The following is an 18,678-nucleotide window of genomic DNA, read 5'->3' as shown; positions in this document are numbered from 1 at the left end:
ATGACCGCCGCGGTAATCGGGCTGCCCGCGCTGGCACTGATCGCGTTCGGGCCCAACTGGGCGGTGCTGGCGTTGATGGCATTGGGAATTGGGCTGGCCACCTGGGAGTGGGGCGAGCTGACCGGACTGCACGTCGCCTGGGAACGTGCGGTGCTGGTCGTGCTGGTGCTGGTGCCACTGGTGGCCCTGGGGCTGACGCTGGCGCAGCCCATGCATTTATTGGTTCTCCTGTTTGCGGTTGTCTGGTGGCTGCTGATTGTGCTGGCGCTACCGTTTTACCGCTCGGGGATCGATGGGCGTGGTCCGCGCCCCAAGCTGCTCACCGTCGCGGCGGTGTTGACGCTGGTGCCCGCGGGGATGGCCGTCGTCTGGCTGCATGCGCTGGCGCCCTGGCTCGTGGTGTACCTGATCGTTCTGGTGGGCTTTGCCGATACCGGTGCCTATTTCGCCGGAAAGGCCTTCGGGCGTACCGCACTGGCTCCGCATATCAGTCCGGGGAAGACCCGCGAAGGGCTGCTCGGCGGTCTGGGCGCGGTGTTCGCTCTGGCCGTAGTGGTGGCCGGTGTCTGGGGGCTGGCGCCCATGGATGCGCTGGTGTTCGTGCTGCTGTCGATCCTGATTGCGCTGGTGTCGGTGGTGGGCGATCTGTTCGAGAGCATCCTCAAGCGCCAGGCGGGAGCCAAGGACAGCGGTTCCTTGCTACCCGGTCACGGGGGTATTCTGGATCGCATCGACAGCCTGATCGCGGCGGCCCCGATCTTTCTGGCCGGCTTGCTCTGGCTGGCCTTGTTGCCCGTCCCCGGGGCATGAGAATTCGCAGGTAACACGTTATGAGCCCCACGCGGATCACCATTCTCGGTTCCACCGGCAGTATCGGCGTCAGCACGCTGGATGTGGTGTCGCGCCAGCCGGATCGCTTTCACGTCTATGCGCTGACCGCGCATCGCAATGTCGAGCGTCTGAAGGCGCAATGTCTGCAGGCGCGACCGCGCGTGGCCGTTGTTGCGGAGGATGCGGCCGCGCACGCGCTTCAGCGCGAGCTGGAGGCGGCCGGTTGTCCCACGGAGGTGCGAGCGGGGCCGCAAGCGCTGGCCGAGGTGGCGGAGGCGCCGGAGGTGGATGCCGTGATGGCCGCCATTGTTGGCGCGGCCGGGCTCCTGCCGACTCTGGCGGCGGCCGAGGCCGGCAAGCGTGTGCTCCTGGCCAACAAGGAGGCACTGGTCATGTCCGGGGCGCTATTGATTGATGCCGTGCGTCGTTCCGGGGCCTGCCTGTTGCCGATCGACAGCGAACACAACGCCATTTTCCAGTGTCTGCCGACGGGGTACGTCTGCGCGGACGAGGTGGCGCCGCATGGCGTCGAGCGCATCTGGCTGACCGCCTCGGGTGGCCCGTTCCGCGACCGGCCTCTCGATACCTTTGGCGACATCTCGCCGGACGAGGCCTGTGCCCACCCGAACTGGGATATGGGGCGCAAAATCTCGGTCGATTCCGCGACGATGATGAACAAGGGCCTGGAAGTGATCGAGGCCTGCTGGCTGTTCGCGGTGAAGCCCTCGGCCATCCAGGTCGTTCTGCACCCGCAAAGCATCGTGCACTCGATGGTGGCGTACAACGACGGCTCGGTGCTTGCCCAGATGGGCAATCCCGATATGCGAACGCCGATCGCGCATGCGCTGGCTTGGCCCGACCGGGTGGCGTCCGGAGTGGCGCCACTGGATCTACTGGGTGTGGGGCCGCTGGAGTTTCGCGAGCCGGAGGCCGAACGGTTCCCGGCGTTGGGGCTGGCCTATCGGGCCCTGGACCAGGGCGGTACCGCTACCGCCGTGCTGAACGCGGCGAACGAGGTCGCGGTGGAGGCGTTCCTCTCGGGTGGCCTGGCCTTCAGCGACATCGCGGTGGTTATCGAGCGGACGCTGGACGCTCTGCCGAAGCAGGCCGCCGATTCCCTGGAGCGTGTGCTGGCGGCGGATGCCGAGGCACGCGCTCATGCCGGTAGCGAGATCGGGCGTCTGCAACGCCGGGCGGTGTCATGACGCTGTTGACCAGTCTGCTGGCGTTTGCCGTGGCCATCGGTGTGCTGGTGACGGTGCACGAGTACGGGCACTACCTCGCGGCGCGCGCGATGGGAGTCAAGGTTCTGCGGTTCTCGGTCGGGTTTGGGCGGCCGTTGCTGAGCCGCCGGATCGGGCGGGATCGGACGGAATTCGTCGTGGCGGCTCTGCCGCTTGGCGGGTACGTGAAGATGCTCGACGAGCGCGAGGGTGATGTCGCGCCTGAAGAACTGGATCGGGCCTTCAACAACAAGGGTCTGAAGGCGCGCACGTTCATCGTGTCCGCCGGCCCGCTCGCGAATTTCCTGTTCGCGATCGTCGCTTATGGTGCGATGTTCATGATTGGCGTGGGCGGGGTGCGACCGGTGGTGGGCGACATCACCGCGGACAGCCCGGCGGCGGTCGCGGGCCTGGAGCGTGGCGAAGAGATTCTTGCGGTGGACGGGCGGGCCGTACGGGACTGGGAGCAAACGAACCTTCGGCTCCTTGACCATGCCGTACGGGGTGATACGGTGCCGGTTCTCGTGCGCGACCGCGATGGCCGCGAGGTGGAGCGCACGCTGGATCTGCGCGATCGTCAGGCGATCCTGGGCCAGGGGCAATTCCTGGAGCAGGTGGGGCTCGCGCCTTATCGCCCGGCACTGGTGCCGCGCATCGGCCAGGTCGAGTCGGGCAGTCCCGCGGCGGCGGCCGGGCTTGAGCCTGGCGACCGTGTTCTTGCCGTGGACGGTGATGCGATCGACGACTGGAACGACTGGGTCCGCCGCATTCAGGCGAGCCCGGAGCGTGAACAGGTCGTGCAGGTGGAACGTGGTGACCAAACGGTCGAGCTGAGGGTTACGCCGGAGGCAATCGCCACCAATGGCGAGACCATCGGGCGCATCGGTGCCGGGGTGGATCCGGACCAGCCCGCGGCGCGCGAGATGGCGGTACTGGTGCGCCAGGGCCCCGTGGAGGCGCTGGTTTCCGGGGCGGCCCGTACCTGGGATGTCTCGATACTGACGGTCGGCATCCTCTGGCGCATGGTCACCGGCGAGGCCTCGGTCAAAAACATCAGCGGACCGGTTACCATAGCCGAGTTTGCGGGCACCACAGCGGTGATCGGGATCTCGGCCTTCCTCGGGTTCCTGGCGCTGGTGAGTGTGTCGCTGGGGATCATCAATCTGTTGCCGATCCCGCTGCTGGATGGTGGCCACCTGCTGTATTACGCGGTGGAGGCGGTTAAAGGGAGTCCGGTGTCCGAGCGCGCCCAGATCATCGGGCAGCAGTTCGGCATCCTCGCGATCGCCGGGTTGATGTTGCTGGCCCTCTACAACGATTTGACACGTCTGTTCGGGTAACCCCGAAACAGCCCTTCTGAATTGGCGGAAAGCATGTCGCGAAACAGCTTGAGAGCAATAGCCCTGGTCGGTCTCCTGGGTCTGGCAGGTACGGCCTGGGGACAGACCTACCAGATCGAAGATATCGAGATCGAGGGGCTGGAACGGATTACCGCGGGTACGGCGCTCAGCTATCTGCCAGTCGAAGTGGGCGACACCTTCGACGAAAGCCAGAGCCCGGACATCATCCGCGAGATGTTCCAGACGGGGTTTTTCGACGACGTGGAGATTGCCCGGCGCGGGAATGTGCTGGTGGTGATTGTCTCCGAGCGTCCGGCGATCAACGAGATCAATTTTTCCGGGAATCGTGACATCCCGGACGATGGCCTGCGCGAGGCCCTTCAAGCGGCCGGCCTGCGCAGCGGTCGCGTGTTCAACCGCACGATGCTCGACCGGATCGAGAGCGAACTGCGACAGCAGTACTTCGCTCGCGGCCGCTACAACGTCGAGGTGGATGTCGAGATTATCGACCTGCCGCGCAACCGCGTGGATATCGAGATCGATATCGCCGAAGGCCCTGTGGCGCGTATCCAGCAGGTCAATGTGGTGGGCAACGAGACCTTCACCGACCGCGAACTGACCCGCCGGTTTGATTCGGGCGTACCCCGCTGGTGGGCCTTCTTCAGTCGGCGGGACCACTATTCCCGCGAGAAGCTGTCGGGCGACCTTGAGCAGTTGCGTTCGCACTACCTGGACGAGGGCTTTCTCGAGTTCGATATCGATTCCACCCAGGTGACCCTGACGCCGGACCGCCGCGATCTGTTCATCACGATCAACGTGGATGAGGGTGAGCGCTATACCGTCACCGGATTCGACCTGGCGGGTGATTTCGTGGTGTCGCGGGACGAGTTGGAAGAGCTGGTCGAGATTGATGTGGGCGAACCCTTCTCGCGCAGCCAGGTGACGCAATCCGCCGAGCGGATCACCAATCGCCTGATGCAGGACGGCTATGCATTCGCCAACGTGAATCCCGTGCCGGATGTCGATGAGGACAGCCGCGAGGTCGATATCACCTTCTTTATCGACCCAGGCCCGCGTGTATACGTTCGGCGCATCCAGATCACTGGTAACGAGAATACGGAGGAGCGCGTCTATCGCCGCGAGCTGCGGCAGATGGAGAGCTCCTGGTACAACGGGGCCCTGATCGAGCGCTCCCGCGTGCGGCTGCAGCGTCTGCCATTCGTGCAGAGCGTGAACGTGGAGACGCAGCGAGTCCCCGGTACTGACGACGAGGTGGACCTGAACATCACGGTGACCGAGCAGCAATCCGGGGCGTTGACGCTCGGGGCGGGCTTCTCGCAGAACCAGGGCGTGCTGCTGACCGCGGGGTTGCAGCAGGACAACTTCCTGGGTACGGGTAACCGCTTTAATGCGGAGGTCAGTACCAGTCGGGTGAACCAGATCTTCCGCATGAGCGTGACCAACCCGCACTACACCCCCGCCGGGGCCAGCCGTGGGTTCTCTGTCTTCTACCGCAAGATCGACGCCGAGCGGGCGAATATCTCGCGCTACTCCTCGAACCGCTATGGGTTTGACGTGAGCTACGGGATCCCGCTGTCGGAGTTCGACCGCATCCGGATCGTGCCCGGTTTCGAACATATCGACATTGACACGATCGATCGTGACGGCCGGCGGGGCAGCCCGGACGAGATCTTTGACGAGGTCGACGAGTTCGGTAGTTCGGCAAATTTCTACAAGATCGAGACGAGTTATATCCACGACACGCGCGATCGCACGACCTTCGCCACCCAGGGGCGACGCCACCGCATTGGTCTGGAACTGGCCGTGCCCGGCAGTGATCGGGAGTTCTACAAGCTGACCTATTCGGGCGAGGAGATCTTCCGCCTGTCGGATCGTTATTCCTTCAGTATCTCGGGTGGAATTGCCTACGCGGATGGCTATGGCGGCTCCGAGCTGCCGTTCTATGAACGGCTGTTTGCCGGTGGTATTCGTTCGGTGCGTGGTTACGAGGACAACCGCCTCGGGGATCAGCGCGAGCTGCGCGAATTCCGGGACGAGAATGTGCCTGCGACGCGCGACTCCAATGACGACCCGTATGGCGGCCGCTTCCGTACCACGATCTCAGGGGAGTTGTTCTACCCGCTGCCGTTCGCCGCCGATAACGACGCGGTGCGGATGAGCACCTTTGTCGATGCCGGTAATGTGTTCAACGATCCGGGCGACTGGGACGTCGGCGAGTTGCGGGCGTCCGCTGGCTTCGCGATAACCTGGTTCTCGCCGGTGGGGCCGCTGAGCTTTAGCGTGGCCGAGCCGCTGAACGACCAGCCGGAAGACGATATTCAGCGCTTCCAGTTCCTGCTGGGGGCGTCCTTCTGAGCGCGAGGAGCAAGAACATGAGTCAGCGCAGTGGGACCATGAAGGGCGGCGTCTCCCTGGTGCTGTCCGCCGTGCTGTTGTTGGCGGGCTGGCTGGCCCTCCCGGCCCAGGCCGGGGCTCAGAACGTGGCATTCGTGACGATGAACCGCATCCTGGAGGACTCGCCGCAGGCCGAGCAGGCCATGCGCGAGCTGGAGCGTGAGTTCTCCCCGCGTGACGCCGAGCTGGTGGCCGAACGCGAAGAACTCCAGCGCATGCGTGACCGGCTGGAGCGCGACGGCGACATGATGAATCCCTCCGAGCGGGCCGATCTGGAGCGGGAGTTTTCCCAGCGGTCGCGTGAGTTCCGGCGCGCCCAGGAGAGCTTTAGCGAGGACCTGAACGTTCGCCGTAACGAAGAGCTGTCCCGACTGCAGCGGCGGATCAACGATGCGATTGTGGAACTGGCGCGCGAACGCGAGATCGACGTCATCCTGACCGAACGCAACGTGCTCTACGCCAGCGACCGGGTCGACATCACGGACGATATCCTTGCCGCAATGCAGCGCGACGACTGAGCGGGTGATCACCGCCGGAGACCTCGCCGTACATCTGGGCGGCGAGCTCACCGGGCCGGCCGAGATCCCGTTGCGAGGGCTGGCGACGCTTGCCCGGGCCGGGCCGGCGGATGTGTCCTTTGTTACGAATCCCGATCGCTATCGCGATGCCCTGGACTCTACCGAAGCGGGCTGTGTGTTGGTCCCCAGGGTGGGTGCCAAGTCGGTGAGCACGACAGCGCGTGCCTGGATTGCCGTCGATGATCCCTACCGCGCCTATGGGCAGGCGTCCCGCTGGTTTGGTGCCGGGCGCCGATGCGGTACTCCCGGTGTTGACCCAAGCGCGCGAGTGCATCCTGACGCACGCCTGGCCGCTGATGCGGAGGTTGGACCGGGCGTGGTGATTGGCGCCGGTTGCCGTATTGGTGCCGGTGTGGTGATTGGCGCACACAGCGTTCTGGGCGCGCGAGTTGAGGTAGGGGAGGAGAGCTATCTCTATCCTCGGGTCAGCCTGCTGAACGGAGTGCAAATCGGCAGACGTGCCATCATCCATAGTGGCGCGGTACTGGGTGCCGATGGGTTTGGATTCGCAAGCGGTCCGGATTCCACCTGGGAGAAGATCGAGCAGTTGGGGGATGTGCGCGTGGGCGATGATGTGGAGATTGGTGCCAACTCCACTATCGATCGCGGATCGCTGGAGTCCACGCGGATTGGCAACGGGGTCAAGATCGACAACCTCGTCCATGTTGCCCATAACGTTCAGATTGGCGACCATACGGCCATAGCGGGTTGTGTGGGGATTGCGGGCAGCGCACGCATCGGGGCGCATTGCGCCATTGGGGGCGGGGTCGGGATTCTCGGTCACCTGGCGATAGCCGATCGGGTGACACTGCACGCGATGACGCTCGTCACGCGCTCGATTGATCAACCAGGGGAGTATGCGTCCGGTGTCCCTCACCAGGAGGCCCGGTTGTGGAATCGCATGCTGGCACGGCTGCGTCGGCTCGCCCGGACACGGGATGCATGAAACCCGCTTGTGTTGGAGTCGTCCGTTGGTCTCGGCTCATCAGAATCAGCAAAAAAGGAATGCCGCGTGGATGACTTCAATGTCCAGGAGATCATGCGCTATCTGCCGCATCGATATCCGTTTCTCATGGTCGACCGGGTGCTGGAGTGGGAGGCCGGCGTCTACCTGACCGGGATCAAGAACGTCAGCATCAACGAGCCCTATTTTCAGGGTCATTTCCCGATCAAGCCGGTGATGCCCGGTGTCCTGATCCTCGAGGCGCTGGCGCAGGCCACGGGTCTCCTGGCGTTCAAAACCGAAGAGGCGCGCAACGAGAATCAGGACAAGCAGCAGCTGTACCTGTTTGTCGGCATCGACGAGGCACGTTTTCGCCGCCAGGTGGTACCCGGCGACCAGCTCCACCTGCGTGTGGATCTCAAGCGCACCATGCGCGGCATCTGGCGCTTTGACGCGGTCGCCCGTGTGGGCGACGACGTCTGTGCCACGGCGCAGCTGATGTGTTCCGGGCAGGAAATCCCCTCGTGATCGACCCTCGGGCTGACGTACACCCGAGCGCGGAGCTGGACTCCTCGGTCGAGGTCGGGCCTTTCAGCGTGATCGGTCCGAATGTGCGAATCGGGGCCGGTACCCGCGTGGGTCCGCATGTGGTGATCCGCGGCCCGACCGAGATCGGTCGCGAGAACCGCATCTTCCAATTTTCCTCGATCGGCGAGGAACCCCAGGACACGACCTACAAGGGCGAGCCGACGCGGCTGGTGATTGGGGATCGCAACGTGATCCGCGAATCGGTCACGCTGCACCGGGGAACGGAGAAAGGGCTCGGGGAGACCGTGATCGGTCACGACAACCTGATTATGGCCTACGTGCATATCGCGCACGACTGCACCATCGGCAACAAGATCATCTTCTCCAACGCGACTTCGCTGGCGGGTCACGTCGAGATTCAGGACAACGTGACCCTGGGTGGCTTTACCCTGGTACACCAGTTCTGTCGGGTGGGGACCTTTGCCTTTACCAGCATGGGCGCGGCGCTTAACCGTGACCTGCCGCCCTACTGCCTGGCCAGTGGCAACTACGCGCGGCTGATCGGGATCAACAAGGTCGGGCTGCGGCGCAATGGCTTCTCCAACGAGGCGATCCAGGCGCTGCATCGGGTCTTTATCCTCGGCATGCGTGGTCGCGCCGGCCGCGAGCGCCATCTGGAGACGATGTTCGACGAGACCGAGGTCCCGGAAGTGCGCAACCTGATCGGGTTCGTGCGTAACAGCCAGCGCGGCATACTTCGTGGCGGGCGGCCGCACTAGGGAAACGCTGATCCCCGAGGCCGGATTCAACCTTGGGACAGATGCCCCTGGCTGAGCAGTTCCTGCGCCATCTCGGCGATACGGCGGTCGGCCCCGCCGTCTCCCAGGCGTTCACGGATCGAGGCGAGGGACTCCCGCATCGCGCCGAGCCGTTCCGGGTGCCGCAGCAGGTCGAGCGCGTCTGACGCCAGGCGTTCGGGGTTCGCCTGGCGCTGAAGGTATTCCGGGACCAGTCGTTCCCCCGCGACGATGTTGACCAGGGCGATATTCTCCAGGCGGACCAGTCGCGAAAAGACCGCGTGGCTAAGCCCCCCCATTCGGTAGAACACCAGCATGGGCGCCTGGAGCAGGCCGGCCTCGAGCGTGGCCGTGCCCGAGGCAATCAGCAGCAGATCGGCGCCCGCCATTAGGGCGTGTGCGCCTTCTTCCCCGGAGACAAACGATGTCGGCAGGCCGTCGCGCGGCGCCAGTGCGTCCAGCCGTGACGAGTCCACACCCGGGGCCAGCGCGACCGCGAAGCGCAGCGAGGGATCCTCCGCGTGCATCCGTCGCGCGGTTTCGAGCAGAAGCGGCCAGTGGCGCTTGAGCTCTCCGCTGCGGCTGCCGGGCAAGAGTCCGACCACGCGTTCATCTTCGGCAACGGCGATCCGTTCCGCTAGCGGTACGGTCGGTTCCTGGACCCGGTCCACCAGTGGATTGCCGACGTAGCGCACCGGGACGCCGGCACGCTCGTAAATCTCGGTCTCGAACGGAAACAGCACCGCCATCGCATCGACGCACTGCTGAATCCGGCGGATTCGCCCGGATCGCCAGGCCCACAACTGGGGGCTGACATAGAACAGGACCGGGATACCCAGGCGTCGTGCATGTGCCGCCAGGCGCAGATTGAATTCGACGTAGTCGACCAGGACAAGCAGGTCCGGACGGTTGTGCTCCAGGTGGGTACCCATGCGCCGGAACAGTCGGCGCAGGCGCGGGTAGTTCACCAGGACGTCGACGAGCCCGACGACCGCGAGTTCCTCGACATCGATCAGCGTCTCGACACCCGCGTCGCGCATCTGGGCGCCGCCCATGCCGGAGTATCGGACTTCGGGCTCCAGGATCGCGAGTTCGCGTACCAGCCCGGCCCCCAGGGCATCGCCGGAGCTCTCTCCGGCGCAGATGACCACGTGGCGTCGCATGGGGCCGGGTCTGTCTCGGCGCTTAGGCGAGGGCGCGCCGGATGGTGTCGCAGATCATCTCGATCTGGCCGTCCTCGAGCTCGGGGAACACCGGAAGGGACAGGCAGCGTGCGGTGACGGATTCGGTGACCGGAAGACTCGCAGGCAGGTTCGGCAGATCCGCGAAGGCTTTTTGCTGGTGCAGCGGGACCGGGTAGTAGATCGCGTGCGCGATCTCGGCCTCTTTCAGGGCTTGCATGATCGCGTCACGGTGATCGGTCAGAAGCGTGTACTGGTGGTAGACATGCGTACCGATACCGTCTTCGTGCGGGGTCTGAACTGGCAGGCCCTCCAAGCCCTTGCGGTAGCTGGCGGCGACGCGCCGGCGCTGGGCGTTGTACGCGTCGATGTGCGGCAGTTTCACCCGCAGGATTGCCGCCTGCATCTCGTCCAGGCGGCTGTTGTAGCCCACCTCGTCGTGGTAGTAGCGCTCGCTGGACCCGTGGTTGCGCAGTCGCTTCAGGGCCTCGGCCGAGGTCGGGCAGCTGGTGGTGACCAGACCGCCGTCGCCGAAGGCCCCGAGGTTCTTCGAGGGGAAGAACGAGAAGCAGCCAAAGGCATTGGCGGACCCGGTCTGCGCGCCATCGATGGCGGCGCCAAAGGACTGGGCGCAATCCTCGACGATCAGGAGCTTGTGGCGTTCGGCGATGGCCTGCAGGCGTGGCAGGTCGGCCGGCTGTCCGAACAGGTGCACGGGAATGATTGCCTTGGTGCGTTCGGTGACCGCCGCTTCGACCCGCTCCGGGTCGATGTTGAAGGTATCGGGATCGATGTCCACGAACACCGGATCGGCCCCCACATAGCGAATTGCCTCGGCGGTGGCGATGAAGGTGAATGGCGTGGTGATCACCTCGTCGCCCGGGCCGATGCCTGCGGCGGCCAGGGCCAGATGCAGCGCATCCGTCCCCGAGGCGCAGGTGATCGCATGCTCCACTCCGAGATAGCGCGCCAGCTCGTCTTCCAGCGCCTGGACATTGGGGCCCAGGATGTAGCGGGCCCCGGCCAGGACCTCCTGCAGCGCGGCATCGATTTCGGGACGCAGGCTCTGGTACTGGCGCTGCAGGTCGACCATCGGGATCACGGCTTGACTCCTGTGCGAGTGTTTTCGAGGTGGCTGTGGGGGCCGTCGGCCTGGCCCATCACGTTGAGGTTCTGATAGACGAGCTTCGTGATTTGCTCGGCGGTGGCCAGCGCGCGCTGGCCGTCGCGGCCGCTGACCACGACCGGGCCTTCGCCGCGTACGGCGGCCACGAAGGCGCGGATCTCGGCGAGCAGGGCATCGGCCTCGTCGAAGACGCTCTCGTCCCGGTGGATCTCCGGGGCACCGGTCTCCGGATCGGGCGCGCCGATGTGGTTGAGCGACAGGATGCGGTTCTGAAAGTCCACCGAGGCATAGGCATGCGACTGGAAGATGCGCATGCGCCGCTCGGACTTGTTGCTGACGCGCGAGGAGGTGACGTTCGCCACACAGCCGTTGGCGAACTCCAGGCGGGCGTTGGCAATGTCGATGTCCTGCGTGAGCACACGGGCGCCAGAGGCACGGACCTCGGTTAGCGGTGAGTCCGTCAGGGACAGGATGATGTCGATGTCGTGGATCATCAGATCCAGCACGACCGAGACGTCAGTCGCGCGGGGCTTGTAGGGCGCCAGACGGTGCGATTCGATAAATCGCGGATGCAGCGGATCGTCGGTCAGTCGGCGCAGGGCGGCATTGAAGCGTTCCAGGTGCCCGACCTGCAGCACGACCCCTTTGGCCTCGGCCAGCTGGTTCAGGGCCTCGGCCTGCTCCAGCGTCGCGGTGATCGGTTTTTCCACCAGCACATGGCACCCGGCGTCGAGAAAGTCCCGCGCGATGTCGTAGTGAAGGGTGGTCGGCGCGGCGATCGAGACCGCATCGACCTGGCCGAGCAGTTCGCGGTGATCGGTGACCGCGGCGCAGCCGTGTTCGGCGGCGACACGCTCGGCGGTGGCGGCGTCGGCATCGGCTACGGCGACCAGTTCGGTCTCGGGCAGGGCGGCGTATTTTGCGGCATGCCATTTGCCAAGGTGACCGACGCCGATCGCGGCGCAGCGCAGGGGATTCTGAGACATGGGCGGGCTCGAGGTTCGTGGGGCGTGTGCTAGGATTTCCGGCGCTATTGTAACGGATCGCCCGGACTGCGCATGTCCGCGATCCATTCCCGCTATTGTCCAGGGAAACACGGGTTTCAGTGTTCCCTTGGTGTCCAGGCCCGATCGGGGGTTCGATGTCCGCAAACAGGGTGGCAAACGCTTGGGTCGCGGGCGTCGACGAGGTGGGACGTGGCCCACTGGCGGGGCCTGTGGTGGCGGCCGCGGTGATCCTGCCGGAAGGTTTTGAGGCACCGGGACTGACCGATTCCAAGAAGCTCTCGGCGCGTCGCCGGCAGTCGCTGGATGTCGAGATTCGCGAACGCGCGGTGGCCTGGGCGCTGGGGCGAGCCGAGGCGGCCGAGATCGACGCATTGAACATCCATCGCGCGACCCTGCTGGCGATGCAGCGCGCGGTGGCCGCATTGTCGCAGGTGCCCGATCACCTGCTGGTCGATGGGCGCTTTACGCCAGAGGGCCCCTGGAGCGCCGAGGCGATCGTCGGCGGGGATGGCTCCGTAGCAGCAATCAGCGCGGCCTCGGTCATCGCTAAGGTGGCGCGCGACGCGGAGATGACGGCCCTGCACGAACGCTATCCCGACTACGGCTTTGATCGCCATGCAGGCTACCCGACCGCCTACCATCGCGACGCGCTGGCGCGCCTCGGGCCGTGTGCAGAGCACCGTCGCAGCTTTGGACCGGTGGCGCGGGCGCTGGCCGCTGTTACGGGGGAAGGGGCATGAGCAGCGAATGGCACGACCCCGGCTTTGTGCACCTGCGGGTGCACTCCGAGTATTCGCTGATCGACGGGCTGGTGCGCCTGAAGCCGCTGGTCGCGGCGGTCGCGGAGAAGGGCATGCCCGCCGTCGCGGTGACCGATCACTGCAACCTGTTCGGGCTGGTGAAGTTCTATCGGGCGGCCATTGCCCAGGGTGTGCAACCGATCATCGGGGCTGATCTGCTGGTGCGGGACGCCCGTGCCGACGGGAGCGTGGCGCGCATAACCCTGCTGGCGCAGAACGACCCCGGCTACCGCAACCTCACCCGACTGATTTCGCGTGCCTGGCAGGAAGGGCAGGAAAAGGGCATCCCCAGGATCGACGCCGAATGGCTGGACAGCGCGGCCGAGGGCCTGATCGCCCTGTCGGGTGGCATCGATGGTCTGTTCGTGAGCGGCTCCGGGGTGGCGCGCGCACTGACCCAGGATGAGCTTGGCCCCTGGCTGAAGCGTTTTCCCGGGCGCTTCTATCTGGAGCTGACGCGCACCGAGCGCCCGGGCGAGGAGGCCTGGATCGAGCAGGCCCTGACAGCGGCGGAGCAGTTCGATCTGCCCGTGGTGGCGACCAACGACGTGCGCTTTCTCAAGGCCGAGGATTTCGAGGCCCACGAGGCGCGTGTCTGCATTCATGACGGCACCACGCTGGATGACCCCTCGCGTCCGCGGCGCTACTCGGAACACCAGTACCTTGCCAGCCCGGAGGAGATGGCGGAACGCTTCTCGGATATCCCCGAGGCCCTGGCAAACTCGGTGGCAATCGCGCGGCGCTGCAGCGTGAGCCTGACGCTTGGGGAGTCAGTGTTGCCGGATTTCCCGGTACCGGAGGGATACACCGTCGAGGATCACCTGCGGGAGACCTCCGCGAAGGGGCTCGCGGCACGGCTGGAACGTTTCCAGTTCGCCGAGCGTTCGGAGTACGACGAACGCCTGAAGCTCGAACTGGACGTGATTTGCCAGATGGGTTTCCCCGGCTACTTCCTGATCGTGGCCGACTTTATCCAGTGGGCCAAGGACAACGGCATCCCGGTGGGCCCGGGGCGTGGCTCGGGCGCGGGTTCGCTGGTCGCCTATGTGCTGGGTATTACGGACCTGGATCCATTGCGTTATGAGCTTCTCTTTGAGCGCTTTCTTAACCCCGAGCGCGTCTCCATGCCCGACTTCGATGTCGATTTCTGCATGGAGAAACGCGACGACGTGATCGACTACGTGGCCGAGCGCTACGGCCGCGACAAGGTCTCGCAGATCATCACCCACGGCACTATGGCCGCGAAGGCGGTCGTGCGCGACTGTGGCCGCGTACTGGGTTATGGCTACGGCTTTGTCGACCGTATCGCCAAGCTGATCCCGTTCGAGCTGGGCATGACCCTGGGCAAGGCCCTGGCCGAGAGCGAGGACCTGAAGGCGCAGTACGACCAGGACGAGGAGGTGCGCGGGATCATCGATCTGGCGCTCAAGCTCGAGGGACTTACGCGCAACGCGGGCAAGCACGCTGGTGGGGTGGTGATCGCCCCGTCGGCGCTGACCGACTTCTCGCCGCTGTACTGCGAAGACGATGGCGGCTCGCTGGTGACCCACTTCGACAAGGACGACGTCGAGGCCGTGGGGCTGGTGAAGTTCGACTTCCTCGGGCTGCGCACGCTGACGATCATCGACTGGGCGGTCGAGAACGTGCGCAAGATGGACCCGGAGGCCCGCATCGACCTGGATGCGGTCCCGCTGGATGACCCCGACACCTTCAAGCTGCTGAAGGCCTACCAGACCACGGCGGTGTTCCAGCTGGAATCGGGCGGGATGAAGGATCTGATTCGGCGCCTCCAGCCGGACAGCTTCGAGGACATCATCGCGCTGGTGGCCCTGTACCGGCCGGGCCCGTTGCAGTCGGGGATGGTGGACGACTTCATCGACCGCAAGCACGGTCGCGCGCAGGTGGAGTACCCGCATCCGGATCTGGAGCCGATCCTGCAGCCGACCTACGGCGTCATCCTGTACCAGGAGCAGGTCATGCAGATCGCCCAGGTCCTGGCGAACTACACCCTGGGCGGCGCCGACCTGCTGCGCCGTGCGATGGGCAAGAAAAAGCCCGAGGAGATGGCCAAACAGCGCCAGATCTTCATGGAGGGCGCGCTGGGGCGTGGGGTCGAGGAGGGGACCGCGACCTACATCTTCGACTTGATGGAGAAATTCGCCGGCTACGGCTTCAACAAGTCGCACTCGGCCGCCTACGCCCTGGTCGCCTATCAGACCGCCTGGCTAAAGGCGCATTATCCGGCGCCGTTCATGGCGGCGGTGCTGTCCGCGGATATGGACAACACCGACAAGGTCGTGGGCCTGATCGAGGAATGCCGGAACATGGGCCTGAAGGTCCTGCCGCCGGACGTGAACCAGTCGGACTACCGCTTTACCTGCCCCGATGCGCAGACGGTGGTCTATGGCCTCGGGGCGATCAAGGGCGTGGGTGAGTCTGCGATCGACACGCTGTTGAAGGCACGCTCGGCGGACGGGTCCTTCCACGGGCTGATCGACCTGTGCCAGCGCGTGGACCTGTCCAAGCTCAACAAGCGGGTGCTGGAGACGCTGGTGCGCGCGGGTGCGCTGGATGCGATCGGTGCGAACCGCGCGACGCTGCTGAACGACATCCCCACGGCCGTGGCCGCGGCGGAACAGACCGAGCGCAATGCGAGCCTGGGTGTGGTGGACCTGTTTGGCGATCCGGCGGCTGCGGTGGTCCCGGAGAGCGAGACCCTCCCGGAGATGGAGGACGACGATCGTCTGCGCGGGGAGAAAGAGACGCTCGGCCTGTACCTGACCGGACACCCGGTCGAGCGCTATCGCGCCGAGCTCAAGCGGTTGACGGGCAGTACGTTCGCGGATCTGGAGGCGAAGCTGGAGCAGCGGCCCGATGACAGCGGCCAGCAGGGGCGACGCGGGCGCCAGGAGACCGTGCGCATTGCCGGCCTGGTCGTGGGGGTGCGGGTGCGCAACACGCAGAATGGGCGCATGGGCATCGCGACCCTGGATGATCGCAGCGGGCGTGCCGAGATCGTGCTGTTCAACGACGACTTCACCACCTACCGCGATCGGCTGGAGCCGGACACCCTTCTGGTGGCCGAGGGGACGGTGGCGCTGGATGACTATGCCGGCGGCATCCGCATGCGGGCCCGGGCCGTGTACACCCTGGACGAGGCGCGGGCGCAGTGGGCGCGCGCCCTGCACCTGTGCCTGGAGGGGGTGCACGCCGAGCAGGTGCAGAACCTGCGCGGCCTGATGGAGGAATATCGCGATGGTCAGTGCCGAGTCCACCTGTGCTACCGGCGGGATGATTTCGAGGCCGAGCTGAGCCTGCCCGAGGCCTGGGCCATTCGTCCGGACGAGCGGCTATTGCGCAATCTGCAGCAGAGCCTGGGCCCGGGTTGCGAGGCCCAGGTCCTGTACGGCCGTTGATTCGGTCGGCATCTACGCAATTGGGCGTTGTGACCAACAGCCCTGAGCCACCGCATGTCGCTGCACATCCGCCTCGGCCGGTCTCGAACGGGCAGCGAAGTGCGGGGTAATTGGTTACAATTCCGCGCCTGACGCCCATCTTTCCGACGCGGGACCCTGCATGAATCCGGATTTTCTCGACTTCGAACAGCCCATTGCCGAACTGGAAGCCAAGATTCGGGATCTGCGCTATGTGGGTGACGATGCCGAGGTCAACATCCAGGAAGAGATCCAGCGGCTGGAGGAGAAGTGCCGTTCGCTGACGGAGAGCATCTTCGCCAAGCTCACCCCCTGGCAGGTGGCGCAGATGTCGCGTCATCCCAAGCGCCCGTACACGCTGGACTACATCCCGCAGTTGTTTGACGAGTTCGAGGAGCTGCACGGTGACCGGACCTACGCGGATGATCCGGCCATCGTGGGGGGCGTGGCCCGCCTCGACGGGCGCCCGGTAATGATCATCGGCCATCAGAAAGGTCGCCAGACGCGCGAGAAGGTCTACCGCAACTTCGGGATGCCGCGCCCGGAGGGCTACCGCAAGGCCCTGCGGCTGATGGAGACGGCCGAGCGTTTTCGGCTGCCGGTCCTTACGTTCATCGACACCCCGGGTGCCTATCCGGGCGTGGGTGCCGAGGAGCGCGGCCAGAGCGAGGCGATCGCCCGCAACCTGATGGTGATGGCGCGGCTGGATACCCCGATCATCGCGACCGTGATCGGCGAGGGCGGCTCCGGCGGCGCGCTGGCGATCGGGGTCGGGGATGCCACGCTGATGCTGCAGTACTCGACCTACTCGGTCATCTCGCCGGAAGGCTGTGCCTCCATTCTCTGGAAGAGTGCCGAACGCGCGTCCGAGGCAGCGGAGGCGCTGGGCATTACCTCGCAACGGCTGCACGATCTGGGGCTGGTCGATCGCATCGTCTCCGAGCCGCTGGGCGGGGCCCATCGCGATCCGGAGACGATGTCGGCACACCTGCGCTCGGCGCTGCTGGAAACCCTTGATGGCCTGGAGGCGCTGGACCCGGCCAAGCGGCTGGATCGGCGTTACCGCCGCCTGATGGACTACGGTGCCTTCCAGGAAGCCACCTCCTGAGACACCGGGCCGGGTGGGGGATCACACCCACCCGGTGATGGTCGCCATTCGGGCCTTTTTGCAGGACCACCCGGACTTCGCTTCTTTGCGCGTCGCCTTTAGCGGCGGCCGCGACTCCTCTGTATTGCTGCACGCGCTCGCGCGACTGCGCCCTCAAGGGCTTGAGGCCTGGCATGTGAATCACGGCCTGCGACCGGATGCCGATGCGCAGGCGGCGTTCTGTGTGCGTGTTGCCGAGGCGCTGGATGTAGCGCTGACCGTACGCAAGGTGAACGTTCTTGATGATGCCTCCGAGGGGCCGGAGGCCGCAGCGCGCCGTTCACGCTACACGGCCCTGCGCGAGGGCCTCGGGGGGCGGGACCTGATCCTGACCGCCCAGCATGCCGACGACCAGGCCGAGACCTTTCTGCTCGCCGCGCTGCGCGGGAGCGGTCCGGAGGGCCTTCAGGGCATGCGGGTACTGCGTCGCGAAGGGGACACCTGGTTGGGGAGGCCGTTGCTGGAGGTCCCGGGCGAGGCCATCGCGGACTACGCAGAAGCGGCGGGGCTCGGTTGGTACGACGACCCAAGCAATGACGACACCCGCTTCGATCGCAATTTCCTGCGCCGCGAGATCCTCCCGCGTCTGGCGGAGCGCTTCCCTGTTCATGCCTCCCTGGCGCGCAGCGCCCGCTGGCAGCGCGAGGCCGTCGACCGCCTGGAGAGCCTGGAGGATGAACGCATTCCGGATGAGGCCTCGCTCGAGCTGGCCTCGCTGGCCGAGCTGGACCGGCCCGCTCGACGCGCGCGATTGCGGGCCTGGCTGCGCGCGCAGGGCCTGCGACCGCCGGGCCATGCGCGGCTGGAGGAGTTCTGTCGGCAACTGGAGGTCCACGCGCCGGACCGGAATCCGGAGCTGCGCTGGGCGGATGGCTGGATGGGCGTTTATCGCGGAACGATTTGCGTCGATGCCCCGGATGCAAAGTCGGCCGCGCCAGGCGACGTGATGCCCTGGCCGCCGGGGCATGCGCGCCTGACGCTCCCGGATGGTCGCATGCTGGAGCGCGCAGCGCTGGCGGCCCTGGGTGTGGACGCGCAGGAGGCGCTGGAGGTCGGTTTTCGCCGGGGTGGGGAAACCGTGGTGACGCCAGCGGGCCGCCGACCCTTGAAAAAGCGGCTTCAGGAGCGGGGGATCCCGCCATGGGAACGCGAGCACCTGCCGTTGGTCAGGCGGCGGTCGGATGGGCTCGTCGTGGCCATTCTCTGGTCGGATGGAGACCTGAGTCCCTGAAGGTGGCAGGTCTGATGGATGGTGATCCGTTCAAAACCTGTAGTCCCCTTGCAGTTGACGGGGCGAGCGGAAAAGCCAATGCTTGAACTTCGTCATA

15 protein-coding genes are annotated in these 18,678 nt (G+C 65.7%); 12 read left to right on the top strand and 3 right to left on the bottom strand.

Going from position 1 to position 18,678, the window contains the following annotated elements; all coding sequences use genetic code 11:
- From F466_RS0112125 to lpxA, 8 genes are all read left to right on the top strand, one after another.
- Entirely contained in the window at window positions 1-810 is an 810-nt protein-coding gene (locus tag F466_RS0112125) for a phosphatidate cytidylyltransferase (protein WP_018994239.1), read from the top strand.
- Window positions 811-830: 20 nt separating this feature from the next.
- Window positions 831-2,036 (top strand): 1-deoxy-D-xylulose-5-phosphate reductoisomerase, encoded by a 1,206-nt coding sequence (gene ispC / locus F466_RS0112120; protein ID WP_018994238.1) that lies wholly within the window; start codon window positions 831-833, stop codon window positions 2,034-2,036.
- The gene (gene rseP / locus F466_RS0112115) at window positions 2,033-3,394 is read left to right on the top strand and encodes an RIP metalloprotease RseP (RefSeq protein WP_018139621.1); all 1,362 of its coding nucleotides are present in this window, start codon (window positions 2,033-2,035) and stop codon (window positions 3,392-3,394) included. Before ispC ends, rseP begins: the two co-directional genes overlap by 4 nt.
- Before the next feature lie 33 nt (window positions 3,395-3,427).
- The gene (gene bamA, locus F466_RS0112110) at window positions 3,428-5,770 is read left to right on the top strand and encodes an outer membrane protein assembly factor BamA (RefSeq protein ID WP_018994237.1); all 2,343 of its coding nucleotides are present in this window, start codon (window positions 3,428-3,430) and stop codon (window positions 5,768-5,770) included.
- A gap of 17 nt (window positions 5,771-5,787) precedes the next feature.
- Window positions 5,788-6,327, top strand: coding sequence for an OmpH family outer membrane protein (locus tag F466_RS0112105; RefSeq protein ID WP_018994236.1), 540 nt, complete (start codon window positions 5,788-5,790; stop codon window positions 6,325-6,327).
- A gap of 4 nt (window positions 6,328-6,331) precedes the next feature.
- Entirely contained in the window at window positions 6,332-7,333 is a 1,002-nt protein-coding gene (gene lpxD, locus F466_RS0112100) for a UDP-3-O-(3-hydroxymyristoyl)glucosamine N-acyltransferase (protein ID WP_018139624.1), read from the top strand.
- Window positions 7,334-7,399: 66 nt separating this feature from the next.
- Window positions 7,400-7,858 (top strand): 3-hydroxyacyl-ACP dehydratase FabZ, encoded by a 459-nt coding sequence (fabZ, locus tag F466_RS0112095; protein ID WP_018139625.1) that lies wholly within the window; start codon window positions 7,400-7,402, stop codon window positions 7,856-7,858.
- The gene (lpxA, locus tag F466_RS0112090; protein ID WP_017926286.1) at window positions 7,855-8,637 is read left to right on the top strand and encodes an acyl-ACP--UDP-N-acetylglucosamine O-acyltransferase; all 783 of its coding nucleotides are present in this window, start codon (window positions 7,855-7,857) and stop codon (window positions 8,635-8,637) included. The genes fabZ and lpxA overlap by 4 nt, the downstream gene beginning before the upstream one ends.
- A 26-nt stretch (window positions 8,638-8,663) precedes the next feature.
- On the opposite strand, the gene lpxB is transcribed toward lpxA, so the two are convergent.
- From lpxB to F466_RS0112075, 3 genes are read right to left on the bottom strand one after another with little or no spacing between them, the layout of a single operon-like run.
- Complete coding sequence (lpxB, locus tag F466_RS0112085; protein WP_018994235.1) at window positions 8,664-9,818, bottom strand: lipid-A-disaccharide synthase; 1,155 nt, start codon at window positions 9,816-9,818, stop codon at window positions 8,664-8,666.
- A gap of 22 nt (window positions 9,819-9,840) precedes the next feature.
- Window positions 9,841-10,938 (bottom strand): DegT/DnrJ/EryC1/StrS aminotransferase family protein, encoded by a 1,098-nt coding sequence (locus tag F466_RS0112080; protein WP_018173959.1) that lies wholly within the window; start codon window positions 10,936-10,938, stop codon window positions 9,841-9,843.
- Entirely contained in the window at window positions 10,935-11,948 is a 1,014-nt protein-coding gene (locus tag F466_RS0112075) for a Gfo/Idh/MocA family protein (RefSeq protein WP_018139628.1), read from the bottom strand. Before F466_RS0112075 ends, F466_RS0112080 begins: the two co-directional genes overlap by 4 nt.
- Window positions 11,949-12,103: 155 nt before the next feature.
- Here F466_RS0112075 and rnhB point away from each other — a divergent pair, with 155 nt between their 5' ends.
- From rnhB to tilS, 4 genes are all read left to right on the top strand, one after another.
- The gene (gene rnhB, locus F466_RS0112070) at window positions 12,104-12,709 is read left to right on the top strand and encodes a ribonuclease HII (protein ID WP_026296460.1); all 606 of its coding nucleotides are present in this window, start codon (window positions 12,104-12,106) and stop codon (window positions 12,707-12,709) included.
- The gene (gene dnaE / locus F466_RS0112065; protein ID WP_018994233.1) at window positions 12,706-16,185 is read left to right on the top strand and encodes a DNA polymerase III subunit alpha; all 3,480 of its coding nucleotides are present in this window, start codon (window positions 12,706-12,708) and stop codon (window positions 16,183-16,185) included. Before rnhB ends, dnaE begins: the two co-directional genes overlap by 4 nt.
- Window positions 16,186-16,345: 160 nt before the next feature.
- Window positions 16,346-17,311: an acetyl-CoA carboxylase carboxyltransferase subunit alpha gene (locus F466_RS0112060; protein ID WP_018139631.1), complete on the top strand. Its 966-nt coding sequence runs from the start codon at window positions 16,346-16,348 to the stop codon at window positions 17,309-17,311.
- A gap of 13 nt (window positions 17,312-17,324) precedes the next feature.
- A complete protein-coding gene (tilS, locus tag F466_RS0112055; RefSeq protein ID WP_018994232.1) occupies window positions 17,325-18,581 on the top strand; it encodes a tRNA lysidine(34) synthetase TilS in 1,257 nt (418 codons plus the stop codon).
- Window positions 18,582-18,678 lie beyond the last annotated feature (97 nt).

Origin of the sequence: Thioalkalivibrio sp. ALgr1 (genome assembly GCF_000378285.1) — a bacterium.
Lineage (GTDB): Bacteria > Pseudomonadota > Gammaproteobacteria > Ectothiorhodospirales > Ectothiorhodospiraceae > Thioalkalivibrio.
This window is presented reverse-complemented; position numbering and strand designations above follow the sequence as displayed.